The sequence below is a fragment of the uncultured Phascolarctobacterium sp. genome, from assembly GCF_905212365.1.
In the GTDB taxonomy this organism is placed as follows: Bacteria; Bacillota; Negativicutes; order Acidaminococcales; family Acidaminococcaceae; genus Phascolarctobacterium_A.
This window is the reverse complement of the sequence record NZ_CAJMEH010000001.1, coordinates 13949-39742: the sequence shown is the minus strand read 5'-3', so window position 1 is coordinate 39742 and position 25794 is coordinate 13949. Positions and strand designations below refer to the sequence as shown.

Here is a 25794-nt window from a genome sequence, read left to right as displayed (position 1 = left end):
AGAACTATGCGCACCAATCTATGCCTAACAGCAGTTGACTGATACGGCATTCGACGCAATGCAAAAAAATTTTCAATGCTTGCCTGCGGCCTGTAATTGCAGCTATCGTCCCGACTGCTGTGATGCGCAATTAAATTTTCGTACGAGGTGATTAACATGTTTCCTGTATCTGATTTTTTAATCTATTGTTTTATTACCGCTTACACACCGGGGGCCAATAATCTTCTGTCCATGAACAATGCGGCGCGCTTGGGATTCAGAAGAAGCTATCGCTTCAATTTAGGAATTACCGCAGGCTTTTTTATTGTTATGAGCCTCTGCGCAGCCTTTAGCTCAGCTTTATATACCGCGCTTCCAAAGGTCAAAATCTTTATGCAGCTTGCAGGAGCGGCTTACATGGCGTACCTTGCGTGGAAGGTCTGGAAAACATCTTCTGATTTGAAAATGAAAAACAATAATGAAGCCAGCTTCCTTGCCGGAATGGTATTGCAATTTATGAATCCAAAAATTTACATTTATGCGATTACCGCCATGTCCCTTTACGTCCTGCCCGTATTTCATTCCCCGGCCGCTTTAATTTGCTTTACCATTATTTTGACAGTCATCGGAGCTTCCGGCACTTACGTATGGGCATTGTTTGGTTCCGCCTTCTGCAAATTTTTTGCCCGGCATCCCCAAGCCGTTAATTGCGTTATGGCGCTGCTGCTGTTATACTGCGCGGTATCCTTATTTTTCTGAAAAAATTCAATCTTAATTCTGTAACAAAAATTAAAAACGGCGGGACGAACGCACCGTCCCGCCGTTTACTACGTTATAAAATTCACCCTTTCCTTTCATTTTATAAAACGGCTCTTGTGAAAATCATCTATTGCGCAGTCAGATTCTGCAAAATTATTTCTAATTCTTTCTTCTGCATAATCGTGCCCCTTTCTATTCGCGTACCTGACCGCTGCCGCAGATAAGATACTTCGTCGAAGTCAGCTCCGGCAAAGCCATAGGCCCGCGGGCGTGCAGCTTCTGCGTGCTGATGCCGATTTCCGCGCCGAAGCCAAACTCGTTGCCGTCGGTAAAGCGAGTAGAGGCGTTGACGTACACTGCCGCTGCGTCCACCGTTTTCTGGAACAGCTGCGCCTGGCTGTAATCATTGGTCACGATACATTCGCTGTGGCCCGTGCCGTAGCGGGCAATATGCTCCATAGCCTCCTCGATGGAAGCGACAATTTTTACGGACAAGCGCAAATCGCCGTACTCCGTAGACCAATCCTCTTCGCTGGCAGGCACTACGGCGCCGTCCATTGCCTGCACCCCTGCGTCGCCGCGGATTTCTACGCCCGCCGCTTTATACTGCGCCAGCATGGCGGGCAAAAAACGCTCCGCAATATTGCGGTGTACCAGCAGCGTTTCCATAGCGTTGCATACGGAAGGACGCTGCACCTTAGCGTTGAAAGCAATCTTCACCGCCATCTCCACATCGGCGCTGGCGTCCACATAGGTATGGCACACGCCTGCGCCGGTTTCGATAACCGGAACGGTAGCGTTCATCACCACGGTCTTAATCAGGCCTGCGCCGCCGCGGGGAATGACCACGTCCACCAAACCGTTAAGATGGATTAAATCGCTGACGGCCTGACGGTCGCTGGTGTCGATAAACTGAATGGCTCCACCCGGCAGCCCCGCCGCTTCCGCAGCCTGCGCCAACACGGACGCCACCGTCTTATTGGATTCCATGGCCTCACTGCCGCCCTTCAAAATTACGGCGTTGCCTGATTTCAGGCACAGCCCCGCAGCGTCCGCCGTTACATTGGGACGGGCTTCGTAAATAATGCCGATAACGCCCAAGGGCATGCGCACCTTAGTGATCTGCAAACCGTTAGGCAAAGTTTTGCCGTCCACTACGTTGCCCACCGGGTCGGGCAGCGCCGCCACCTGACGCAAGCCGTCGGCCATACCGGCGATACGCGCTTCCGTCAGCTGCAAACGGTCCAGCATGGAACTGCGCATGCCTTTAGCCCGCGCCGCTTCCATATCTTTTTCATTAGCCGCTAAAATTTCCACACAGCCTTTTTCCAAAGCCGCCGCCATCGCCAGCAGCGCTTTATTCTTTACGGCGGTTCCCGCTACGGCCAGCTTAGCCGCAGCCTTTTTCGCCGCCTGAGCCTTGCTCTTTACTAATTCATAAGTTTCCATCTGCGTCGCCCACCTTCAAATTTATTGCAGGATAACGAGATCGTCGCGGTGAATGACCTCGTCATAATTTTTATGACCTAAAATATTGGCGATATCGCCGGACTTACAGCCTTTGATTTTCGCCAGCTCCTCCGAAGTATAATGCACCAAACCGCGGGCCAGCTCGTGGCCCTCCCTATCGATAACGCTGACGGTGCTGCCTGTCTGGAAGCTGCCCACCACCTCGTACACGCCTGCGGGCAGAATACTGCAGCCTCCGGCCTTGCGGATAGCCTTGGCGCAGCCGTCGTCCACCACGATGCTGCCCTGAATCTGCGCGCCGAAGGCCAGCCAACGCTTGCGGAACTGCAAACGGTTTTCGCGGCTGACGAACAGCGTACCCAGTTCCTCGCCCTGCAAAATTCGCGGAATAGCGTTCTTTTCCGTGCCGCTGGCAATCACCAGCTGAATGCCGCTGTTAGTGGCCGCCTTAGCCGCCTGAATTTTCGTCGCCATGCCGCCGGTGCCGCGGGCCGAGCCTACGCCGCCGGCGCTGGCCTCTACCTCCGGCGTTATTTCCAGTACCGTGGACACCAGCTTGGCGTCGGGGTGTGTAGCCGGGTTAGCCGTGTACAAACCGTCGATATCCGAAAGAATAATAACTAAATCGGCGTCCACAATACCGGCCACCAGCGCCGACATATTATCGTTGTCGCCAATTTTCAGCTCGTCCAGCGCCACCACGTCGTTTTCGTTAACCACGGGGATAACGCCCTGCTTAATCAGCTCCATAAAGGTATTGCGGGAATTGGTATAACGATGGCGGTCGATGGCTTCCATGCGGGTAATGAGTACCTGCGCCACAATCTGCCCGTAATCGGCAAAGATTTTTTCATAGGTGTGCATCAGCACGCCCTGGCCCACGGCGGCGGCAGCCTGCTTGCCGGGAATAGTAGCCGGCTTGGCAGGCAGCCCCAAACGGTCCACACCCACGGCCACCGCACCGCTGGATACCAAAATCATTTCCTTGCCCTGGTTCTGCAAATCGCTGATTTCCCGCGCCAGTCTGTCTATCTGGCTAAAATTGCGCTTGCCGTTGGCGTAAGTAATCGTACTTGTGCCAACCTTTACCACAATGCGTTTGGCCTTGCGCAAAGCCTCGCGGTATGCCTTCCCCTCATTCATAGCCCTTTGCTCCTTATCAATTATTATCTTTATAATCGAAAACCATATCGCGGATACGCACCGTCTGGCCTTCCTCCACGCCTTTTTCCTTCAACGCTTCGTCGATGCCCAGTCGCTTCCAAATCAGCTGGAAGCGGTACAGCGCCTCATCGTTGTCAAAATTGGTCATAGCTACCAGTCGCTCGATATTTTTGCCGCGCACCTCCCAGTCCGTATCGTTGCCCACAACTATTTCATAGCTGTCCGGGTCGATTTCGTCGAAGCGCGCCAGATTTTCCTCGTCTTCTTCCGGAACGTACTGCTGCAGCAAATCGTAAGCCTTAAACATAAGCTCCCGCAAGCCGTCGCCGGTTGCGGCGCTGGCCTTGCAGATTTCGTAGCCCTTTTCCTCCACATACGTCTTCAAGCGCTCATAATTTTCCTGCGCGTCCGGCAAGTCCATTTTATTAGCCACAACAAGCTGCTTACGGCGCGCCAAACGCTCGCTGTATTCCGCCAGCTCGTTGTTAATCTTATCAAAATCATCCAGCGGGTCGCGTCCGTCCACGCCCGCCACGTCCACAATATGCAGCAGCACCTTGGTACGCTCCACATGACGCAAAAAGTCATGGCCCAGGCCCACGCCAGTGTGCGCGCCTTCAATCAGGCCGGGAATATCCGCCAGCACAAAGCTGCGCTCCTCGTCCAGACGCACCACGCCTAAAACCGGGGACAGCGTCGTAAAATGATAGGCCGCAATTTCGGGGCGGGCAGCGCTGACCTGCGCGATAATGCTGGACTTGCCCACGCTGGGGTAGCCCACCAGGCCCACGTCCGCCAAAAGCTTGAGCTCTAATTTCAGCCAGCGGTTTTCGCCCGGCTCGCCCTTTTCCGCAAAGGTCGGCGCACGGTTGGTGCTGGTCACATAGCAGGCGTTGCCCTTGCCGCCGCGTCCGCCTTTGGCAGCCACATACTGCTGGCCGTCCTCCACCAGGTCGGCCATTACCGTACCGGTGGCGTCGTCGCGCACCAGCGTACCCATGGGCACCTTAACGTAAACCGTATCGGCGCGCATACCGGTGCAGTTCTTCGTGCCGCCCTGACCGCCGCGCTTAGCCACATATTTGCGCTTATAGCGGAAGTCGATCAGCGTATTGAGATTTTTATCAGCCACCAAAACCACGTCGCCGCCGCGTCCGCCGTTGCCGCCGTTCGGGCCGCCCTTTTCCACAAATTTTTCCCGGCGAAAGCTGCTCATACCGTCGCCGCCGTCGCCTGCTTCTACATAAATTCTCGCTCTGTCAATAAACATGATTCTATTCTCCTATTGCCGGATTTAAAATTACTTATAGCTGGTAATATTATACCATGTCGACCGCGGCTCTGTCATCGTCTTCGACTCGCCAATCGCCGGGTGCCAGGTATAAGTTGTACCACAAGGGCATCTGCTACAGCCGCATCTGATTCAAAAAATTCAAGCTGTTAAGCTGCTTGTCCGTCTGAAAAAAAATAAATTTATACAGCAGCCGTTCCAGCGCCATCAAATCACCGCCGCGCACCGCAAAGAGCGCAGGCCTGGCAAAATCCAATCGCTCCAGCCACTGCCACAACCGCCGCGTACCGTCGCCGCAGGGCTCCAGTCCCTCCCCCGCATAAACGGCGCGGCAATCGGCGCACAGCGCGCCGCCCTGCAGCGGACTGAACCAGGCATCTTCGCCTGCGCTGAGCTCCCTGCCGCAGCCCACGCAATGGCTCAGCTGGGGCGCAAAGCCCGTCAGTCCCAACAGCTTGATAGCAAAGGAAAGCACCACCAGCCGCGGATTGCGTTTAGTTAAGGTCGCCAGCGTTTCCCTGAGCAAAGCGTACAGCTCCTCCTGTGGCTCCCTGTCCTCCGTCAGCACAGCGGTAAGTTCCGCCGCCACCGCGCCGTAAGCCATCTGCTGCATATCAAAGGCCTGAGGCAGCCGCACCAGCTCGCAGCTGCGCAGCTTATCGATTTTCTGTCCCTGCTGCACCTCGATATTGAGACAGGCGAAGGGCTGTAACAACCGCCCCTGCACATTTTTCACATAACGGGCGCCGTAAGCGATAAAACGCAGCTTGCCGTATTTTTTTGTAAAGCAGACCACATACTTATCCGCCGTCTGCCAATGTCTTACATGCAGCACCACCGCTTCGTCCTGCAAAAGCTCCCGCTCGTTGTCCGTCATTTCAACCTTCTTCGGGAAAAATCCCTTCGTCAATCAATTTTATTTTTATCAGCCGCACTCTGACGCTTTTCCGGCAAAGACGCCGCCTGCACCCGCAGCACGCGGAAGCCCTCCGCTTCGATTACCTTAAAGCAGTACGCTCCCACAATCACCGCGTCGCCCACCTGGGGCTGGCGTCCCAAAAGGCCGAAGACGTAACCGCCGATGGTATCCTCCTCTGCCTCGTCAAAGGTCAGGTGCAAAAGCTCGCCGATATCGTCCAGCAGCACCATGCCGTCAAATTCGTAACCGCCGTCCGCCAGCTGCACCACGTCCTCCGGCTCCATGGCCTCATGCTCGTCCTGAATTTCGCCGACGATTTCCTCGACTAAATCCTCCATCGTAATGAGTCCCGCCGTGCCGCCGTATTCGTCAGCTACCAGCACCATCTGCACATGACGCTGCTGCATCAGGCGCAAGGCCTTGGCCACGGGCATAGCTTCGGGAATAACCACGATGGGCCGCATCAGCCGCCGCAAATCATTCTGCTCCTCGCCGCCAATAGTCAGCAAATCGCGCACATGAATCGTGCCGATAACGTTATCCTTATCTTCAACGCACAAGGGATAGCGCGTGTGGCGGCTGCCGCGAAATTTTCCGCTAAGCTGTCGCCAACAAAAAGGCAGATCATATCCTGCCGCGGCACCATCACCTCGCGGGCTACCCGGTCGGCAAAATCAAAAACATTATCGATCATTCTGCTTTCAAGCTGGTCTATCTGTCCCTTCTTTTCGCTGGCGCTGACAATGCGGCGCAGCTCGTCCTCGCTGCGGGCTATGTCCTCCACCGGCCGGGCGATATGCAGCAGCCTGCGCAGCGCCGCCGAAGCCTTGCTGGAAACCCACACCAAGGGATACAGCAGATAATGCAAAAAAATTACCGGATACACCGTAGCCGCAGCGGCCCGTTCGCCGCTGACCGCCGCCCAAGCCCGCGGCACCAGTTCGCCCCAGACCACATGCAGCAAAATAACAAACAGTACGCTGCCCAGCCAGGCCAAAGGCAGCTCTAGGCCCAAGCCTTCATGCAGCAGCAGCGCAAAAAAGCGGCCGCCGAAAATGCCCAGCAGTACGGTGGACGCCGTAATGCCCAGCTGCACGGCGCTCAAATAGCTTTCCTGCTTGTCCAAAACGCGCACAGCCAAAGACGCGCGCGAAGACCCGCCTTGAGCAAGCTCCTCCAGCTTGCCCTTGCGCGCCCGCATCAAACCATATTCCGCAATTACAAAAAAGCCGTTTAATAAAACTATCAGCAGCACCAAAACGATTCTCCACAAGCTGCCGATAGCGGGATCGCCGTCGATAGGTCATCACTCCTTTGCCAATTTACAAAATAATTTAACGAATATTATAGCCAAACTGCTTCAACGCCTTGTCCTGATTGCGCCAATCAGGCTTTACCTTAACCCACAAATCTAAAAACACCTTGCAGTACAATAAAGTTTCAATATCTGCGCGGGCCTGCTGCCCGATTTTTTTCAAAAGGCTGCCTTTCGCGCCAATCACGATGCCCTTTTGAGAATCGCGCTCCACAAAAATAGTGGCGCGGATATAAACGCTTTCGTCCTCTCGTTCCTTAAACTCCTCCACCTCAACGGCTACGGAATGAGGGATTTCGTCACGCGTCAGGCGCAGCACCTTTTCGCGAATCATTTCCGCAGCAATAACGCGCTCCGGCTGATCGGTCAGCACATCGTCGGGGAAGTAGGCCGGGCCTTCGGGCAACAGCCTGGTAATTTCGCTCACCAGGCCGGGAAATTCCCCGTCGTTTAACGCGGACACCGGCACGATAGCGGCAAATTGATAAAGCCTGCTGTACTCGTCCATAATCTTAAACAGCTTGCTCTTATCCTGCAATTTATCTATTTTATTAACCACCAGAATAACCGGCGTTCTTACCTTGCGCAGCAGCTCTAAAATATAATCCTCGCCCGGACCGCGTTTTTCCGCCGCGTCGACGACGAATAAAATTACGTCCACCTCCTGCAGGGTGCTTTCAGCGGTGCGCACCATATACTCGCCCAGCTTATGATGGGGCTTGTGAATCCCCGGCGTATCCAAAAACATAATCTGCGCGTTGTCCGTATTCAGAATGCACATAATTTTATTGCGCGTAGTCTGCGGCCTGTCGGACATAATGGCAATTTTTTCGCCGATCAGGCTGTTGGTCAGAGTGGATTTGCCCACGTTAGGGCGCCCCACCATGGCGGCAAAACCGGCGTAATGCTTCGCTTGCGTATCTATGCTAATCAACTCCTATAATGAAAATCCGTAGGGCAGAAGCTCCTCCGGCGTACAAATTTTAATATCGCCCCGGAGATTGCCCAAAATTATGGTTTTTATTTTAAATTCGCTCATCACCTGACGGCAGGCGCCGCAGGGAGCCACGGGCGCAGGCGTGTCCGCCACTACGCATAAAGCCTCCAGCTGCCGCTGGCCTGCTCCAACCGCCGCAAAAATGGCGTTGCGTTCGCCGCAGCAGCACAAGCCGTAGGAAGCGTTTTCCACATTGCAGCCGCTGTAACATTTTCCGTCGGCGCAGCGCACCGCCGCCCCCACCGCAAAATGCGAATAAGGCGCGTAGGCATGCTCCCTGGCTGCCAGCGCCAATTCATACAGCTTCCGCTGTTCCCCGGCAAGATTTTCCGCACGCATATCCTGCATTTTACCGGCCTCCTCAATGCCTTCCCGTAGGATGGTCAAAATATTCCTCGGATAAATTAATGGCCCGCAGCGCTTCCTCTTCCTTAGCGCGCATTTCGGCCTTTTCCTCCTCTGTCATATGGTCGTAACCCAAAAGGTGGAACATACCATGCACTGCCAGATAGGTCATTTCTCTTTCCAGACCGTGCCCGTATTCCTCAGCCTGGCGCAGCGCCGTTTCCGCCGAAATAATAATATCGCCGTAAAGATGTTCCTGCAGCTCCCCTTCGTCAAAATTCAGCTCCGGCTCGCCGCAGTCCTCGCAGTCCTCGTCCAAAGCGAAGCTAAGCACGTCCGTAGGCTTATCCATGCCGCGGTACTCACGGTTCAGCGTGTGAATTTCCCCATCGTCCACAATGGTCACGTCCACCTCGGACTCCTGCGGCAAAGCGTTGAGCCGGGCAACGGCTGCCAGCCCTTCCTGCAGGCGCTGCAAAACCGCGTCCGTCAATTCTATTTTATCCTGAGCGTTTTCTAAATTGATAATCATTTTTTACTCCTGTTTTAAAGGCTGCTGCCGCTTTTCAAAAGCCTCGTAAGCTTTAATAACGCTGCCCACAATCTCGTGGCGCACCACGTCGCGCTCGTCGAAGCGAATAACGCCGATGCCCGGCACGTCGCCTAAAATTTTCGCCGCGTCCTTCAGCCCGCTGTTCTTACCGCCGGGCAAATCTATCTGCGTAATATCGCCGGTAATAACCATTTTGCTGCCGAAGCCAAAGCGGGTTAGGAACATTTTCATCTGCTCCGGCGTAGTGTTCTGCGCTTCATCCAAAATAATGTAAGCATCGTTCAGCGTGCGTCCGCGCATATAAGCCAAAGGCGCTACCTCTATCGTTCCCTTAGCCAGATACTTCTGAAAGGTTTCGCTGCCCAAAAGGTCGTACAGACCGTCGTACAAGGGACGCAGGTAAGGGTCCACCTTATCCTGCATATCGCCCGGCAAAAAGCCCAGCTTTTCACCGGCCTCCACCGCCGGCCGCGTCAGAATAATGCGCTCCACCTCTTTTTTCTTCAGCGCCGCCACTGCCATAGCCACGGCCAAGTAGGTCTTGCCCGTGCCCGCAGGCCCAATTCCCAGCGTAATGAAGCTTTTGCGAATTGTTTCCACGTACTGCCACTGCCCCAGAGTTTTGGCCTTAATCTGCCGCCCGCGGTTGTTGACGATAATCGTATCGGCGTACATGCGGTGCAGGCTGTCTAGGCGTCCCTCCTTAACCATATAAATGCTGTAGCGCACATCGTGGCTGGTCAACGGCAATCCCTGACGGTACAAGAAGAGCAGCTCCTGCAGCAGCCGCCCCAAGGCGGCCGCTTCCTCCGCCTCGCCGCTGACGCTGATAATATTTCCCCGCGCCACTAAGGTGCAGCCGGCAAAAGCGCCGCGAATAATACGCAAAAGTTCGTCGTTCTTACCGCAAATGCCTACCATTTCCTGCTGGTCGTGGGTCTGTAACTCAAAATTATTCGTCAAGCTCTTTCCTCCCGCTTATCGCTTTTCAATGGTAATCTTTTTGATAATTACCGGCGTTACCGGCTTATCCGCCGCGTCGGTTCTTACCTTGCCGATCCTGTAAACCACGTCCATGCCCTTGGTAACCTTGCCGAAGACTGCATGCTTGCCGTCCAGCCAGCTGCATTCGCGCAAAGTAATGAAGAACTGGCTGCCGCCGGTGTTGGGGCCCGCGTTAGCCATGGACAGTACGCCGGGGCCGTCGTGCAGCAGCTTGCTGCTGAATTCGTCCGCAATTTTATAGCCGGGTCCTCCGGTGCCGTCGCCCTTGGGACAGCCGCCTTGAATCATAAAATTATCGATTACCCGGTGAAAGGTCAGCCCGTCGTAAAAGCCCTGCTGGGCCAACTTAATAAAATTAGCGCTGGTCTTAGGCGCGTAATCCGTCGCCAGCTTAATTTCAAAATCGCCCATACTGGTGCTGAACACCGCCGTAGCCGGTTCTGCCTTGACCGCTTTCTTTTCCTGCCCGCAGGCGGTAAGCCCCACTGCGCACAGCAGCAGCATACATATCACAAGAATTTTTTTCATTATTACAAGCCTCCAAAAAAAATATACTTTGATAAGTTCATTATACCACAAGGGCATATGTTGTACATCATCTCTGCGTTCGCCTTCGGCTCCGCAATCGCTGTGTACAACATTATACCACGTCTACCGCGGCTCTGTCAGCGTTTTCAACGCGCTAATCGCAAGCTAAAAAGAAAAAAGCCAGGTTCCGCAGAGCCCAGCCTTCTCTTTTTCATTTTCTTTTTCGCTTACCAAATCAGCGCCAAGGTTCCGGCTGTAATCAGCAGGCCGCCGATAATAGTTTTCAGCGTCGCCGCTTCGCCTAAAATAAAAAATGCCAGAACCATCGTGATGACCACGCTGAATTTATCCACCGGCGCTACCTTGCTGGCCTCGCCAATCTGCAAAGCATAAAAATAGCACAGCCAGGATAAGCCCGTCGCCACGCCGCTAAGCGTTAAAAACAGCCAGCTGCGCGCGCTGATATCCGCGATTTGCTGATGCTTGCCCGTAGCGAAAACTATAAGCCAGGCCATAACCAACACCACAACGGTGCGGATGGCCGTCGCTAAATTTGAATTAACATTCTCCATCCCGATTTTCGCCAAAATGGAAGTCAAAGCGGCGAACACCGCCGACAGCAATGCAAAAACTGCCCACATATGATCATCTCCCAAATTATAAAATACCCTTCCTTTCTGAAATGCAGCTGTATTTCAAAAAAAGAAGGGTAATTTTTCCGCTTTTACAAGGCCTGCGCCGATTTTAATCAACAGTATTTACTAAGCTGCCGATTTTTTCAATGCGGCAAACAATTTCGTCGCCGTGGCGCAAGAACACCGGCGGCTTCATACCCATGCCCACGCCTGCAGGAGTGCCGGTGGCGATAATCGTTCCCGCTTGCAAGGTAATGCCTTGGGACAGCTCGCTGATCGCGCCGCAGACAGTTTGTATCATGCAGCTGGTATTGCTGCTTTGACGCAGCTGGCCGTTAACCGTACAGCTGATGTCCAGCTTCTGCTCGTCGCCGATTTCGTCCGCCGTCACTATGCACGGCCCCATGGGCGTAAAGCCGTCCAGACTTTTGCCCAAATACCATTGCTTATGGCGGGTCTGCAAATTGCGGGCGCTGATATCGTTAATAATAGTATAACCGAAAATATACTCCCGCGCTTCCTCCGCAGTTACGCCCTTGCAGTCGCGTCCCAGCACCACGCCCAGCTCGCATTCATAATCCAGACTGTCCACCAGCCCGGCGTAAGCTGGCACCGCTTCGCCGCAGGCCGTCGCCCGATTGACGCGCTTGGAAAAATAAATAGTGTAAGGCCGTTCGCCGCCAAAGGCTTCGTCCGAAAAATGCCCCGCCTCGCGGGCATGCGCTTCGTAATTGATGCCCAGGCAAATAACGTCCTGCCGCGGCCGCACGATGGGCGCGCACAGCTTGACGTCCGCCAAATTTACGACGGCTCCCTGCAGTACGTCGTCATTAGCCGCCAAACGGTTTAAAATTTCGCGCACCGCGTCAAAATTTTCGATAAGCTCCTGCATATCGCGCAGCTGCAGCTCCGGCGCCAGCCGTGCTAGGCGCTGCAATCTGTATACCGTGCCGCCTTCGCTAAAGGCCAATAAAATTTCTTCCTTATTATTTATTTCCGCTGTATAGAACCGCATAATAGCCTCCTTTATTTATTCCAGCTCCAGGCGCCCTCCCACATAATGCTGCGGTAGTTCGCCAAATCCGTAGCGCCCTCGGTGGAAATGCACAAAATCACAGCGTCGCCGTCCAGCGCCAGCTGCCGTTTCAGCCCGCTCAATTCCCGCTCCCTCAGAGCGGCAGCCGCCAGGCCCAGCCCCGCTGCGCCGCTTTCGCCGGAAATCACCGGCGCATCGCCGCTCACAGGATTGCCCAAAACGCGCATTCCCAAGGCTGCAACCTCGTCCGGTACGGCGGGAAAAACATCGGCGTGCGCCGCCAGCTGCCGCCAACCCAAACTGCAGGGCTCGCCGCAGCACAGACCCGCCATAATGGATTGCAAATCGCCGCCTACCGTATGCAGCGCGCCGTCGGCAGCCTGCGCCGTTTTGTGCAAGCAAGCCGCGTTCAGCGGCTCCACAATAATAATCTCAGGCAAATCATCTTTATAATAATCCGCTAAAAAACCTGTTACCGCTCCAGCCATCGCGCCCACGCCCGCCTGCAAGAAAACGTGGGTCGGACGCACATCGCCCAAAGCGGCCAGCTGCTCCGCAATTTCATAAGCCATAGTCGTATAGCCCTGCATAATATGCAGCGGTATTTCCTCATAGCCCTCCCAGGACGTATCCTGCACCACAATGCCGCCATGCTTGTCCGCATAACGCCGCGCCAAACGCACTGCGTCGTCATAATTCACATCGGTTATTTCCGCTTCCGCTCCCAGGCTGCGTATATTATGCAGGCGCTCCTGAGCCGAGCCCTTAGGCATATAAACCACGGCCCGCTGCCCTAATTTTTGCGCCGTCCAGGCTACGCCCCGCCCGTGATTACCGTCCGTAGCCGTCACAAAGGTCAGCTGCCCCAGCCGCTCCCTTACCTGCGGCGAGGTCAGCAGCTCATAGGTCATATCCTCTATGCCCAGCCCAAAAATTTTGGCAATTTCCCAGCCGATGGCGTAGCTGCCGCCCAAAACCTTGAATGCGTTCAGCCCGAAGCGTTTACTTTCGTCCTTTACAAAAATATCCCGCACGCCCAAAGTCCGCGCCAAATTTTGCAGCCGCACCAGCGGCGTAAAAGCATATTCTGGAAAGCTGCTGTGAAAAGCGCGCGCCCTGCGTGCCTGCTCCCAGCCGAAGTCCGCAGTGGGAGCAGCCGCCTTTGGCCGCCAGCGCACCGTTTTAATTTCTTTCATTATTATTGCTCCTTCGCCAGCAAATAGCCCATAACGATGCCTGCGTCCCGGTACAGCAGCTTACTGGTGCTGGCAGCGCAGGTTTCGTTCAGGAAGCGCTGCCAAGAGCGCAGCATACTCTGCCGTACTAACTGACGTCGCAGCTTTTTCGTATTTTCTCCGGCCTTGGCAAAAAATTTGCCGCTGTTCAGCCGCGCCAGCGCACAGATATTTTCCGCCGCATTTTGCGCCGCGTCATCCTGCCCTACTTCCGTCAGCAGCTGCCAGGCCTTAATGCAGCTGCGAGCCGCCTCGCCGCCGCTTTGCTCATCGTCGTGCAAAGGCAAATTATACAGCCAGCCGCTTACAGCATAAACCACAGCCGTCAGCTCGCCCCGCCGCGCCATGTCCTGCACGTCCGTTGCCGCAGTGTCCACGGCCTGCGCCAGCTTTTTCGTCAGTGCACAGCGTCCCAAGGCCGGCCGTCCCTGCTCGTACAGCCCGCTCCACAGCTTCTGCAAAGCCCGCAAGCTGCGCAGCCCGTCCACCTTCTGCAAGCAGGCTGCCAACAGCTCTGCGCCCTGCGCCTCCGCAGCGGTCAGCTCAGTTCCCACAGCCGCCAAGCTGCGCAGAGCCGCCAGCTGACGGCGGGCTTCCTTCAGCAAAGCGTCGCCAGCCTGCTCCCGCAGCTGGTTCTGCAAATCCAGCAAAACGCCGCCGCACTGCTGCGCCGCCTGCAGCAGCTCCACCCGCACCGGGCCGCCGCCCATTTTACTTTTACTTGCAGGCTCGTTCGCAGTCATGCCGCACAACGCCAAGCCGCGGGCAAATTTGCTGCGCTTTTCGGCAAATAAAGGCACCGCAGCAGCCAGCTTAGCGGCAAAAGTCAGCAGCGCGCCGGTTTCGCCCTCCAATAATTCAATTTCTATTTCATCTATCTTCTCGCTGTTTTTTCCGGCGGTAATTTTGCCGTGGTCGATAGCCAGCTCTGCCGTCGCGCCGTCCAAATCCAAAATATAGGTCGTGCGCTGCACCGTCACCGTAAACATTTTCTGTACGCCCTCCGGCGCCAGCTCGTTTAAATCCACGTCCAGTCCCAGTTCCATAAAGCCATCCAATACGGGCTTCGCCGCAGGCAGCGGCAGATTCAGCTCCCGGCGCTCGCTTAGACCGGCGCTGTTTTGCAGCGAGGTTTTCACCGTCGCTTCATAAGTTCCGTCGCCCTTATCCCGCACGCGGTAGGCAATGCCGTTATCCTTAAAAGCCCAATCGGCCGTGTCGTAATAGCTGCTTATCAAACGGCGCTTGCGGCAGCTTTCCGGCCTGACAGCCGCGCTGACAAAATCCAGCCCCAGCAGCTTTTTCAAATCCGCCTTGCTCACTAAAAGCTTCAATTCGATTTCCGTATTCTTATCCATAACCATCACTTGCCTTTCCAATATTTTTTCCAGCCCGCGACGACGTTTGCGCCGCTGCGGCGCTGCCACCACACAAGCGGGACGCCGAAAGCCAACAGCGTTATTACGAGCGCCGCGTAAAAGCGCGTCGTGCCAAAGGAATCAGCCAGAAAATTATAAGCCACGGCTCCGGGCAGCATCCCCAAAACTGTAGCACCGCCGTAAATTTTAAAAGGCAGGCGCACGCTGCCGGCAATAATGCTCACCGGGTCGTAAGGGAAAATCGGCACGGTGCGCAGCCACAGCATTTTCGTAAAGCTTCCCTCGCCCACAAGGTACGACGCCAGCCTGTCGCCTACGCTGCCGCCAAAATTACTGAACAGCCAGCTGCCGCCGCCAAAGCGCCCCAGCAAATAACAAAAGCTGGCGCAGCCAAAGCCGCCGCAAAGCAAAAACACAACGCCCCACCACGGGCCGAACAGCACGCCCGCGCTCAAATTCAATATTAAAGTAGGAAATAATAACAGCGGGCGAATAGTGTATACGCCGACGTAAATCAGCGGCGCCCAAACGCCGAAGCCGATTACCCACCGCCGCACATCCTCCGCCGAATGCGGGTGAGGGTTATACGGCGACATATATAAAGCGTACACTATCGCGCCCAAGAGCAGCGCATACGCCGCCAGCCGTAATATAATATACAAGCTTGTTTTCTTCATATAAAATCCTTTCCTGCTTGTCCGTTCAAATTTATTATAAAGCCATTGACGCCCGATATGCAAGCCGCAAGCCGATTTTCTGCAAAATTACTGTAACGTAAGATGATAAAAATGTGAAATGCCTTGACATAAGCCTACCCTTCGATATAATTAAGATAAAGTTTGCTTTACGAAATAAACCGTCAAGCAACGACAAGAATTTGGGAAAGAGGGAAAACATTATGATTTTTAAATTTGAAGCGCAAGCTCCAAAAATCGATGAAAAAGCCTATGCTTTCAATACCGCTACCCTTATCGGCAAAGTAGAAATCAAAGAGTACGCCAGCATTTGGCCGGGCGTAACCATTCGCGGCGACGTCAACCGCATCGAAGTCGGCCGCTACAGCAATATTCAGGACAACAGCGTGCTGCACGTAGCGGATAATTATGCCTGCATCGTCGGCGATTACGTTACCGTCGGTCACTGCGCGCTGCTGCACGCCTGCACGGTAGAAGACCACTGCCTCATCGGTATGCACTCCACCGTTTTGGATGGCGCGGTTATCGGCCGCGGCTCCATCGTAGCCGCAGGCGCGGTAGTCACCAAAGGCACGGTTGTGCCGCCGTTTTCTTTAGTAGCAGGCGTACCTGCAAAAGTCATCAAAAAGCTCGACGAAAAAGGTTTGGACGCTATCCACGCGCAAGCGCTCAAATATAAAACCCTGTGGACCGAACGCTACGGCCTCTTGCCCGACGGCGGCGGCGAACGCTATCACGGCGAAAAAATCGTTTAAAAAACTCAGGCAAAAAGCTCAGGACGGAATGGCAATTCCGCTCTGAGCTTTTATTTTTGCTTTCAATATATTATTATATTATTTTAAATTTACTTGCCGCGCACGCGCGTCAGATAGGAATATAAAGCAGTACACATCAAAATGCAGCCCGTCGTCACCAAAACGTAGCGCGTCGCCATCATTGCGCCCAAAAATCCGCCCAACAGCGGGCCTACCACGCCGCCGAACTGCTGCGCGCTTGTTACCAGGCCGAAAGCCTTGCCGCGGGTATTTTTATCCGTCACCAGCGTCAAATTGGCGTTGATATTAGGTACCGCACCCGCCAAAAACAAACCGTAGACAAATTGAATAACGGCAAACTGCCACACATTGGCGATAAACACCTGAAATAAATTGATGAAGCCTGCGATAAAGGTCACTACAGCAAAGGTACGGATATAGCCGAAGCGCTGTCCCCGCTTGCCCCAAAACGGCGCGGCGATAATGCCCGCCAGTCCCGCCAGCGAAAAAATAACGCCGGACATTTTCACAACCTCGTCGCCCATAGTACCCATCAGCTGGCCCACATACATAGTAATCAAAGGCTGAATCAGCATAATGCAGGATTGTACCGTAAAAAACATCAGCATTACGTACAGCAGCTCTTTATTGCGCAGCGATTCCCGTAAATCGTGCAGCAAAGTTACCGCGCCGCTGCCGCCCTTTTGCAGCACCGTCATATCCTTAACGATGAAAATTACGGCCACAGTCGCCACAAACAGCGCCGCGCTGCCCACCAAAAAGGACATGCGCATACCGAACCAGCTGCTTAAATAGCCGCCCAAAAGCGGCCCCATAATGCTGCCGCTCGCCACCGCCGTCTGCATCAGGCCCATGCCCCAGCCCATCTTATGTTCCGGCAAGGAAGAGGACGCCATAGACATACAGGCCGGCACAAAGCCCGCCACCACGCCGCACAGCGCCCGCACCAGCAGAAGCTGGTACACATTCTGGCACACGCCGGTCAAAAAATAAGTCAGCGCCAAGCCGAAGCCGGCGCGGACAGCCATCTTGCGCTGCCCCACATGGTCGGCCAGCGCTCCCCAATAAGGAGCCATAATGCTGCTGCCCAAAAAGGTAATGGAAAAAGTAATGCCGGCCCAATAATTTACGTCCGCCTGCTCCACGCCCAAATCCCGCAAAAGATAAATCGGCAGGAAGGGCACGCAGCTGGTATAGCTGGCGCAGCATAAAAACACGCCTATCCACAACACGGGCAGATTTCTTTTCCAATATGTATGTTTAGAATTGGATTCAGATAACGCAATCATTTTTTTCGCCCCGCTTGCAATCTTACTTTCTTAGTACTTATTATATCATTTTTACCTCGGCTCTGTCATCGCCTATGGTTATGCTAAAGATAATGTAAATTTTTTATTTCCTTGACTATCTTATATTATGAGTTTATAATTAATGAAAGAGATAGCCGGTTGTGATGAGTCGGCTCTCCCCAAAATGTTTATACTTTGATGGAAGACCGCCCACCGCTAGGCGGTTTTTCTCATTTTATTTACGAAACGAAAGCAAGTCGGCTAATAGAATTTCAAATGTTAATGCTATATCTTGTAGTGCTATTTCAAAAACTGTCATATAGTATACATATTTCCTCGTTGACAGCTTGTCACATAAAGTTTACAATATAACTATAAGCAAGGTCGCTTACGCGGCTTTGCTTTTGCTTTTTATAGCCCTGCGCCAACGCGCAGCCGTATAAACAAGCGCAGAATTTCACAGGGTATTTCAGGGAGGAGAAGTAAAGAAAGGAGCGCCCCGTATGCAAGATCTTATAAAATATACGGACAATATCAATAAGCTGCTGGCACGTTTCGGCGTAAAATTCGGAATTTACAAAAACAACGTCTTTCACGAGCAGCTGTTTCCCTTTGACGCCATTCCCCGCGTCATCACCGCCGCAGAATTTGAGGAAATGGAGCGAGGCCTGGTGCAGCGCGTCACAGCCCTCAATATGTTTCTCTACGACATTTATCACGAGCAAAAAATTATTAAAGATAAAATAATTCCCGAAGAATTTGTTTTTTCCTCCAAAGGCTTTTTGCCCCAATGCGCAGGCGTCACCCCGCCGGGAAAAATTTACTCCCACATTTCCGGTATCGACTTAGTACAGGCGCAGGATAAAAAATGGTATATTCTGGAGGATAACCTGCGCATCCCTTCCGGCGCCAGCTATCCCCTGATTGCCCGCAAGCTGTGCCGCATCGCCAGCCCGCAGACCTATGCCAGCCACAACGTGGTGGACAACCGCAACTACGGAACCATGCTGAGCGGCGTTATGAAAAGCGTCAGCACCGGCGGCATTTCCGTCATCCTGACGCCAGGCCGCTACAACGCCGCCTTTTTCGAGCACGCTTATCTGGCGGAAATGACTCACAGCATTTTAGCAATGCCCTCGGATTTGTATGTGGAAAACGCGCAGGTTTACTACCGCGCTATGGATAAGCCGCAGCGCGTGGGCGCAATTTACCGCCGCATTTCCGACGAATACTTAGACCCGCTGACCTTCCTGCCTGAATCCCTCATCGGCGTGCCTAATCTGATGGCCGCTTACCGTGCAGGCAACGTAGCCATCATAAACGCGCCCGGCAACGGCGTTGCCGATGACAAGGGCATTTACTACTTCGTGCCCGCCATGATTAAATATTATCTGGGCGAGGATTCCATCACCCACAACGCGCCCACTTATCTGATGTATTATCAGAAGGACAGGGATTACGCGCTGGCTAATTTTGACAAGCTGGTCTTTAAGGATGTTTCGGAAGCCGGCGGCTACGGCGTACTTTTCGGCCGCGATTTGGACAGCAAGCGCAAGGCCGACTTTATCGCTCTCATTAAGGCCGAACCCCGCCGCTTCATCGCGCAGGAAATCATCGACTTTATCGACCTGCCCATTATGGACAACGGCCAGGAAGTACTGCGCAAGGCCGACCTGCGCGCCTTCGTGCTCAGCGGCAAGGAGACCAAAGTATGGCCCAGCGGTCTGACCCGTTTCTCGCGCAATCCGGATTCATTCGTTGTAAACTCATCGCAAGGAGGAGGCTTTAAAGACACATGGGTATTATCTCGTTAGAAAAATCAAATCATCTCTATTGGCTGGGACGTTACAGCGAGCGCGCCTTCACCACCATCCGCACCTTTATGGAGGCCTACGATACCATGCTGGACCAGGACCCAGAGGCCTACAAAAAAATCTGCTCCAAGCTGCACATCCCCGATGTGTACGGCAGCAAGGAAAATTTCATCGTCAATTATCTTTTTGACGAAACCGACCCCAACTCCGTTTATAGCAATCTTTCCCGCGCCTGCGACAACGCCAGCGTGATGCGCGACGTTATCAGCAGCACGGCGCTGGGCTATATTCAGCTGGCGCTGGACGTGATGGAAAACGCCAAACGCGAAACCTTCTGCCTGCTTTATTTGCAGCAGGTGCTGGACGATTTGTACGCCTTCTGGGGCTGCGTCGACGATTATGTGGAAAGCAGCGCCTGCCGCAACATTATGAAAACCGGCCGCTATATTGAAAGGCTTGACTTGTATATTCGTTTAGATTATGATAGTAGAGCAATGGAACTGGCCTACACCCGTATGGAATACCGCCTGCACCGCAGCTGCGCCGCCTATGACGAAGAAAATTTCCGAATCGTCAGCGACGCCGTCAAACGCGGCGGCGATTTGTGCGCCGTTCTGCCCCACCTCAATAATATCTTTAAGGATTGATACGCTTTGAGAAAGCTAAAATTCCACTACGAAATGCAGCTGGATTTCAGCGGCGACGTTTACCGCCACAGCTTCGCGCTGCGCTGCCTGCCTAAAGAAACGTGTACGCAGCGCATTGCCAAGCTTTCCTGCTCCATTACCCCGCTGACCTCGATTACTAAAAGCTGGGACGCCTTCGGCAATCCTATCTGCTTTGGCTATATCGCCGAGCCTCACGATTATTTCAGCTTCCGTGTCGCAGGTACGGCCATCACCAACAGCGAAAACATTGATAGCGGCGAGCTGAACCACTTGTTTTATTACCCTACGCCGCAGACCACGCTGACCCACGGTATGGAAAAGTATCTGGAGCTGGCGCAGCAGCAGCGCGACCCAGTACAGAAAACCCTGTGCATGAGCGACGCGCTGTACCATAATTTTATCTACAAGCCCAATACCACCACCACCCAGACCACTGCGCAGCAGGCCTTGGACCAGGGCACGGGCGTCTGCCAGGATTATACGCATATCATGCTGGCCCTGTGCCGCCGCTGCCAAATCCCCGCCCGCTATGTGGCAGGCTTTATGATCGGCGAAGGCGCGACCCACGCCTGGCTGGAAATTTACGCCCGCGGCCATTGGATTGGCGTCGACCCTACCAATAACAGAGTGGTGGACGATATGTATATCAAAATGTCCGAAGGCCGCGACGCTTCGGACTGCATTGTGGACAAGGGCGTTTTCTTCGGCGACGTTAAGCAGAAGCAAAGAGTTTTTGTAAAAGTAACGCAGGAGCCGCTGGAGTAAAATAAAATAAAATAAAAGCCAGACCGCCAAGCTTCGGTTTCAGTCCGACTATTGGCGGTCTTTTTTGTTTGCCGTCCGACGAATCTCTCCTTTCCTCGCACTGCGCCAACGCAAAGAAAATTTTTCTTTCATCTTCCTTTCACAGAAATTTTACAGTATAATAATATCTGTATGCAGCTATTAAGCGTCTTATGATAAATAAAAACAGCGGCTCTCTTACAAGCGCCGCTGAAAGGAGATTTGCAGTGAAGCCTTACAGTCCTCAAGAATTAGAAGCATGCGGTTTTTTATCTAAAATGTTCGGCAGCAAACCGGCGGAAAACGGCTGGAAGGAGCTGAACAATCTGCTGGCCGCAGCCAATGATATTACATCCGTTAGCGAAAACGATGTGCGCGGCGCTCTGAAAAAATGGGGCGTTAAATTCAGCGAAGAAAATTTACAGCAGCGCAGCGGCCTTTACCGCAAGCTGGCCGACTTGGTTTATACCGACGCGCAAAGCGCCGACGATCCTCTTTTTGCGCGAACCGAGCGTTTAGCGCAGCTGTTGGAGCTGCCGCCCCACTTAATCAAGCTGGCGGACAAGGGCGCTAAAACCGCCGCCTATTTTATTCGCTGCCGCAAGCTGCTGTCCGGCGAAGAAAAGCTGGATATCAACGCGATCAACGAGCTGTTCGGCTACGATTACGAGGACGGCCTGTCCATCCGCAAGCAGGTTTTCCAGGCTCATTTCAATCTGCTCTTCGAGGATATTTCCAAGGAAGCCCGCTACAGCCCGGAACAGGAGGCAGCCTTCCGCGCCGACTGCGCCGCTCTCGACATTCCCTACGAATTTAAAAACAATATCGTCAACGCCCTGCATAAGTACCGCGATTTGTGGAACGCCGAACACCAGAAGCTGGGCGATATTAAGGTCGACCTGCCGTTGGAAAAGGGCGAGGCCTGCCGCGCTTATGTCAACTGCGGCCTGTGCCAGAATAAGGTCATCGAAAAAGAGGATAACTATTTCGAGCTGACCCGCAAATTCAGTATTGACGAAACCGTCAACTTCAAAGGCGAAAAGCTGGAGCATCCCAAAATTAAAGAGGAGGCTACCGTGCTGCTGGAGCTGGGCCACTTCTTCCTTACCAGCAAGCGCATCATCTATATCAGCCAGAAGAACGCCTTCGACGTAAAATTGCAGGACATTACCAAAGCCGAATTTGATAATATCAACATGGTTACGTTCTTCACCAAAGAAGGCAAGGAGCTGCTTTTTAAATTCCCCGACGAAGCCGCAGGCGTTATGTACATCCTGTTCGGCCGCGTGCAAAAAGAACTGTAAAGCTATAGGCCTCCCCAAAAAAACATGGCTGTCGCACTAAAAAGTGCGGCAGCTTTTTTTGCGCAAAAATACCGCCGTTCCGTTTACAGAACGACGGTAAGCTTTTATTTTGGCAGAGCCGTAAGCAAATTTTTGAGCGGCGCTTACATAGCTTCCTTAATAGCCTTAGCCATGCGCTGAATGCCCTCGACGATTCTGTCGTCCGGCATATTGGAATAATTAATGCGCATGCTGCGGTCGGTTTTTTGGTTAGGATAGAAAGCGTCGCCGATAACGCCGGCTACTTTCATTTCGATGCACTTGTCGAATACCTTGCGGGCGCTTACGCCTTCGGGGAAGGTCAGCCACAGGAACAGGCCGCCTTCGGGATGCGTCCATTCGGTGCCTGCGGGTAAATATTTTTCCATGGATTCCAGAATCAAATCGCGGCGATGCTTGTACAAAGCGACGATTTCCTTAACGTGCTTATCCAAATCGTAAGCTTCCATATAAGCGTCGGCCACGCCCTGGTCGAAGTTGGAGGTGTGCAGATCGGCGCTTTGTTTAATTTTTACGAACTCGGTCAGCAGGCTGTGCTCGGCGGCAACCCAGCCAAGACGCAGGCCGGGGCAGAAAATTTTGGAGAAGGTGCCCAGGAACATAACCAAGCCCTTGGTATCCATGGATTTCAAAGATGGCAGAATTTCTCCCTCATAGCGCAGCTCGCCGTAGGGGTTATCCTCTACTACCGGCAGGTTGTGCTTATTAACGACTTCCATAAATTTCTGGCGACGTTCCAAGGACCAGGTGCGGCCAGTGGGGTTTTGGAAGTCGGGGATTACGTAAATAAATTTGCATTTGGGAGTTGTGGACAGAATTTTATCCAGCTCTTCGGGAATCAGGCCGCCGTTATCGGTGGGAACCTCGACAAATTTAGGCTGGTAAGCGTTGAAGGCGTTGAGCGCACCCAGATAGGACGGGCTTTCGCACAGCACGACGTCGTCGGGGTCAAGGAACAGCTTGCCTACAAAATCCAGGCATTGCTGGGAGCCGGTGGTAATCAAAATATCGTCCGGGTCTACTTGCGTATTATATTTATCGGCCATACGCTTAGCGATTTTAGCGCGCAGGGACGGACGGCCTTCGGTAGTAGCGTATTGCAACAGCTGACGGCCCTCCTTCAATACTAAATCGTGGGAAACCTTAGCGATTTCTTCCACGGGGAAAAGTTCAGGAGCGGGCAAGCCGCCTGCGAAAGAAATAATATCAGGTTTAGCTGTTAATTTCAGCAGCTCGCGGATTTCAGAAGCCTGCATCCGCTCCATACGTTTAGCGAAATTCATGTTCAACACCCTCACTTCATTGGTAATTTTATTTCTTGACGTTATATTTTTAACGTACTAAATATTTTAGCACTGCGCAAAACAATGCACAAGCAAAAATTACGGAACCATAAAATCTGCTTGTGCATTAAAATTTCTTGTAACAATATTTACGCTTTAAGCAGCGCCTTTTCTTCCAGATAAATAGCCAAAAGCTGCGCTACTTTGTTGACCAGCTTGAGACAGTTTTTCAAATGGTCGCGCGTGTTGAATTCGTAGGGCATCAAATCGCCGCAGGCCGTGCTGCCGAAGGCTTCTTTAAAGCGCTGCTGAAATTCCAGCGTCAAGGGATAAATTTCGCCCAAGGATTTGTCGCTGGGGTGATTGCGCCCAGCCAGCGTGCTGATAACCATGGTGCAGCCCGCCAGCGCGCCGCACAAATCGCGTGCGTGTCCGATGCCGCCGCCGAAGCCGCTGCACAGACGAAAAGCGTTGTCGTCGATATTTACGCCCGCTTCCTTGCGGAAGGTTTCCACAATCGCCTCGCAGCAATTGAAGCCGCTCTTAAAATTATTGCCTGCCGCCATGCCCATTCTTTCGCTAAATTCGCTCATAACTCTCCTCCTCTTTGTGATTTATATTTTATAATCCGCCCAAGACGCTATGCAGTTTGTCCTGCATAACAAATTTTATTTTTGCCGCTGCGCGTCGCTTTCGGTTGCGTAGGGCCAGCCGCTCATGCCGCCTTCCAGACTCTGAACATTTTCATAGCCCTTCGCCCGCAGCATAACCTCCGCTTCGTAGCCGCGCAAATCGATTTGGCAAGCGGTAATGATGCGCGTATCCTTGGGGCACAGCTCGCCGCAGTCCCGCACCTGGTCCAGCGGCACGTTAACGCGGTTGGGAATCCCCGCGATGCGGTTGGCCGCCACCTCGCCGGGAGTGCGCACATCCACGAAAAGATAGTCGCCCTTAGCGCGCTCCGCTTCAAAATCTTTCGGATTGACGCCGCGCAGCTGCCCCGTCATTTTGTTGTGCAAAACATTGGCCGCCGTCGCTAAATTATCGATGGGCCCGTTAAAGGGCGGCGCGTAAGCGATATCAAAATTAGCTAGGTCTTCCAAAGTCGCGCCCATGGACAGCGCCGCAACCATAGTATCGATGCGCTTGTCCGCATTAGCTCCCACGGCCTGCAAGCCCAGCAAGCGCTCCGTTCCTTCTTCCGCCAGCAGCTTAAGTATTAAGCGCCCTGCTCCCGGCATATAGCCCAGGCGGTCGAATCCCGGAACCACGACGCTCTTAAATTTTATGCCGGCGGCCGCAGCGCTGCGCTCGTTCAGGCCCGTGCTGCCCGCATTGCAGGAAAAGACGCGGCACACGCCCGTCCCCAAAACGCCGGGATATTTAATGCCGTCGCCGCAGATGTTGTCTGCAATCACGCGGCCGTGCTTATTGGCCGTGGAGCCCATGGGCGCAAAAATTTTCGCGCCGCTGACGCGGTTGGTATTTTCCGCACAGTCGCCGCCTGCATAAATGCAGGGGTCGCTGGTCTGCAAATATTCGTTGACCGCAATGCAGCCCGTCGCGCCGATTTCCAAACCAGCCGCCCGCGCCAGTTCCACGTTGGGACGCACGCCGACGGCCACGATAACCAGCTGCGCGGGAATTTCCCGCTTATCCGTCCGCACGCCGGTCACAACGCCGCCCTCCGCCGTAAAGCCCACGGTTTTTTCGACCAAATATAAATTCAAGCCTGCCTTCTGCAGCGGCTTCAGCAGCAAATCCGCCATTTCCTTATCCAAAAGCTGGGGCAGCACCCTGTCCTGCATTTCCACAACGCTGGTGCGCAGCCCGCGGTGCACAAAGGCCTCCGCCAGCTCCATACCGATAAAGCCCGCGCCGATAATTACCGCATCCGTCACGCCGCGCTCTTGAATTTCGCGGTCCACTGCCTTAACGTCCCAGGGGAACCAAAAGCTGTGAATGCCAGCCGCGTCCGCATTTGGCAGCGGCAATTTTACCGGCGTCGCGCCCGTGCCCAGAACCAGCACGTCGTAAGCCAGCGTTTTGCTCTCGCCGTTTTCCACATAGGTCACGCATTTCTGCGCGCGGTCGATGGCCGTCACATTGCAGCCCGTGCGCGCGTCCACGCCCTTCACTTTGCGGAAATATTCTGCGTCGCGCTTCGCGCCCTGGGGCGTATGGTCGAAGCTGTCAAAGCTTTTCACTTCGCCGCCGATAAAATACGGAAAGCCGCAGGCGCCGTAGCTCAGCTCCGGTCCCCGCTCCAGCACGATAATTTCCGCATCCTTATCGCGGCGGCGCAAACGGGACGCCGTTTTCATACCCGTCGCCACACCGCCGATAATTACCACACGCTTTGCCATAAAAATCACGCTCCTCGTCTTAAACCGCCTTAACCGGCTTCACTTTTATTTATATAATTCGACGCAGAAGCGTTTTTACCTTTTGCTAAAGCCTCTTAAAGATAAAACTTGCTGTGAACAGGTAAAGCCGCGCAAGCAAAATTCTCCCGGCGTCCGCCGCTGCAAAG

Annotated in this window: 26 protein-coding genes; 6 read left to right on the top strand and 20 right to left on the bottom strand. The window is 53.6% G+C overall.

The window, feature by feature from the left end:
• The first annotated feature begins 156 nt into the window (after positions 1-156).
• Positions 157-738: a LysE family transporter gene (locus tag QZ105_RS00205; protein WP_293727831.1), complete on the top strand. Its 582-nt coding sequence runs from the start codon at positions 157-159 to the stop codon at positions 736-738.
• Positions 739-930: 192 nt separating this feature from the next.
• On the opposite strand, the gene QZ105_RS00200 is transcribed toward QZ105_RS00205, so the two are convergent.
• The 16 genes from QZ105_RS00200 to QZ105_RS00125 form a co-directional block, all read right to left on the bottom strand.
• Complete coding sequence (locus tag QZ105_RS00200; RefSeq protein ID WP_293727830.1) at positions 931-2187, bottom strand: glutamate-5-semialdehyde dehydrogenase; 1257 nt, start codon at positions 2185-2187, stop codon at positions 931-933.
• A 21-nt stretch (positions 2188-2208) separates the two neighbouring features.
• Positions 2209-3351: a glutamate 5-kinase gene (gene proB, locus QZ105_RS00195; protein ID WP_293727829.1), complete on the bottom strand. Its 1143-nt coding sequence runs from the start codon at positions 3349-3351 to the stop codon at positions 2209-2211.
• A 16-nt stretch (positions 3352-3367) separates the two neighbouring features.
• Positions 3368-4642, bottom strand: a complete 1275-nt coding sequence (gene obgE, locus QZ105_RS00190) for a GTPase ObgE (RefSeq protein WP_293727828.1) — start codon at positions 4640-4642, stop codon at positions 3368-3370.
• 136 nt (positions 4643-4778) lie between these two features.
• Positions 4779-5540, bottom strand: coding sequence for a DNA repair protein RecO (gene recO / locus QZ105_RS00185; RefSeq protein ID WP_293727827.1), 762 nt, complete (start codon positions 5538-5540; stop codon positions 4779-4781).
• Between the two features lie 29 nt (positions 5541-5569).
• Complete coding sequence (locus tag QZ105_RS00180) at positions 5570-6142, bottom strand: transporter associated domain-containing protein (RefSeq protein WP_293727826.1); 573 nt, start codon at positions 6140-6142, stop codon at positions 5570-5572.
• On the bottom strand, positions 6085-6837 hold the full coding sequence (locus tag QZ105_RS00175) for a CNNM domain-containing protein (RefSeq protein ID WP_293727825.1): 753 nt from the start codon (positions 6835-6837) through the stop codon (positions 6085-6087). Before QZ105_RS00175 ends, QZ105_RS00180 begins: the two co-directional genes overlap by 58 nt.
• Before the next feature lie 79 nt (positions 6838-6916).
• On the bottom strand, positions 6917-7831 hold the full coding sequence (era, locus tag QZ105_RS00170) for a GTPase Era (RefSeq protein WP_293727824.1): 915 nt from the start codon (positions 7829-7831) through the stop codon (positions 6917-6919).
• A gap of 3 nt (positions 7832-7834) precedes the next feature.
• Entirely contained in the window at positions 7835-8233 is a 399-nt protein-coding gene (locus QZ105_RS00165; protein WP_366935935.1) for a cytidine deaminase, read from the bottom strand.
• A 22-nt stretch (positions 8234-8255) separates the two neighbouring features.
• Positions 8256-8771, bottom strand: a complete 516-nt coding sequence (gene ybeY, locus QZ105_RS00160; protein ID WP_293727822.1) for an rRNA maturation RNase YbeY — start codon at positions 8769-8771, stop codon at positions 8256-8258.
• Between the two features lie 3 nt (positions 8772-8774).
• Entirely contained in the window at positions 8775-9713 is a 939-nt protein-coding gene (locus QZ105_RS00155) for a PhoH family protein (protein ID WP_366935934.1), read from the bottom strand.
• A 57-nt stretch (positions 9714-9770) separates the two neighbouring features.
• Positions 9771-10325 carry a peptidylprolyl isomerase gene (locus QZ105_RS00150; protein ID WP_293727820.1) on the bottom strand — a complete coding sequence of 185 codons (555 nt, stop codon included), beginning with the start codon at positions 10323-10325 and terminating at the stop codon, positions 9771-9773.
• Positions 10326-10552: 227 nt separating this feature from the next.
• The gene (locus tag QZ105_RS00145; RefSeq protein ID WP_293727819.1) at positions 10553-10966 is read right to left on the bottom strand and encodes an EamA family transporter; all 414 of its coding nucleotides are present in this window, start codon (positions 10964-10966) and stop codon (positions 10553-10555) included.
• 103 nt (positions 10967-11069) lie between these two features.
• Positions 11070-11975, bottom strand: a complete 906-nt coding sequence (locus QZ105_RS00140; protein WP_293727818.1) for a fumarylacetoacetate hydrolase family protein — start codon at positions 11973-11975, stop codon at positions 11070-11072.
• A gap of 11 nt (positions 11976-11986) precedes the next feature.
• Entirely contained in the window at positions 11987-13192 is a 1206-nt protein-coding gene (gene dpaL, locus QZ105_RS00135) for a diaminopropionate ammonia-lyase (protein WP_293727817.1), read from the bottom strand.
• Between the two features lie 2 nt (positions 13193-13194).
• Positions 13195-14610, bottom strand: a complete 1416-nt coding sequence (locus tag QZ105_RS00130; protein ID WP_293727816.1) for a CYTH domain-containing protein — start codon at positions 14608-14610, stop codon at positions 13195-13197.
• Entirely contained in the window at positions 14595-15287 is a 693-nt protein-coding gene (locus QZ105_RS00125) for a TVP38/TMEM64 family protein (RefSeq protein ID WP_293727815.1), read from the bottom strand. Before QZ105_RS00125 ends, QZ105_RS00130 begins: the two co-directional genes overlap by 16 nt.
• A 221-nt stretch (positions 15288-15508) precedes the next feature.
• Between QZ105_RS00125 and QZ105_RS00120 the strand changes: the two genes are divergently transcribed.
• Entirely contained in the window at positions 15509-16060 is a 552-nt protein-coding gene (locus tag QZ105_RS00120; RefSeq protein WP_293727814.1) for a gamma carbonic anhydrase family protein, read from the top strand.
• An 89-nt stretch (positions 16061-16149) separates the two neighbouring features.
• Here QZ105_RS00120 and QZ105_RS00115 read toward each other — a convergent pair whose 3' ends face one another.
• The gene (locus QZ105_RS00115) at positions 16150-17370 is read right to left on the bottom strand and encodes an MFS transporter (RefSeq protein WP_293727813.1); all 1221 of its coding nucleotides are present in this window, start codon (positions 17368-17370) and stop codon (positions 16150-16152) included.
• Positions 17371-17873: 503 nt separating this feature from the next.
• Here QZ105_RS00115 and QZ105_RS00110 point away from each other — a divergent pair.
• From QZ105_RS00110 to QZ105_RS00095, 4 genes are all read left to right on the top strand, one after another.
• A complete protein-coding gene (locus tag QZ105_RS00110) occupies positions 17874-19184 on the top strand; it encodes a circularly permuted type 2 ATP-grasp protein (RefSeq protein ID WP_293727812.1) in 1311 nt (436 codons plus the stop codon).
• Positions 19166-19831, top strand: a complete 666-nt coding sequence (locus QZ105_RS00105) for an alpha-E domain-containing protein (RefSeq protein WP_293727811.1) — start codon at positions 19166-19168, stop codon at positions 19829-19831. Before QZ105_RS00110 ends, QZ105_RS00105 begins: the two co-directional genes overlap by 19 nt.
• A 6-nt stretch (positions 19832-19837) precedes the next feature.
• On the top strand, positions 19838-20617 hold the full coding sequence (locus QZ105_RS00100) for a transglutaminase family protein (protein WP_293727810.1): 780 nt from the start codon (positions 19838-19840) through the stop codon (positions 20615-20617).
• A 245-nt stretch (positions 20618-20862) separates the two neighbouring features.
• A complete protein-coding gene (locus QZ105_RS00095; protein ID WP_293727809.1) occupies positions 20863-21939 on the top strand; it encodes a hypothetical protein in 1077 nt (358 codons plus the stop codon).
• 143 nt (positions 21940-22082) lie between these two features.
• Here the strand turns inward: QZ105_RS00095 and QZ105_RS00090 are convergent, their stop codons facing one another.
• The 3 genes from QZ105_RS00090 to QZ105_RS00080 all read right to left on the bottom strand — a co-directional run bounded on the left by QZ105_RS00090 (position 22083) and on the right by QZ105_RS00080 (position 25627).
• On the bottom strand, positions 22083-23267 hold the full coding sequence (locus QZ105_RS00090) for a PLP-dependent aminotransferase family protein (RefSeq protein WP_366935927.1): 1185 nt from the start codon (positions 23265-23267) through the stop codon (positions 22083-22085).
• Between the two features lie 143 nt (positions 23268-23410).
• A complete protein-coding gene (locus tag QZ105_RS00085) occupies positions 23411-23854 on the bottom strand; it encodes a C-GCAxxG-C-C family protein (RefSeq protein ID WP_293727807.1) in 444 nt (147 codons plus the stop codon).
• A gap of 75 nt (positions 23855-23929) precedes the next feature.
• Positions 23930-25627, bottom strand: a complete 1698-nt coding sequence (locus tag QZ105_RS00080; RefSeq protein WP_293727806.1) for an FAD-dependent oxidoreductase — start codon at positions 25625-25627, stop codon at positions 23930-23932.
• Between the last annotated feature and the right edge of the window lie 167 nt (positions 25628-25794).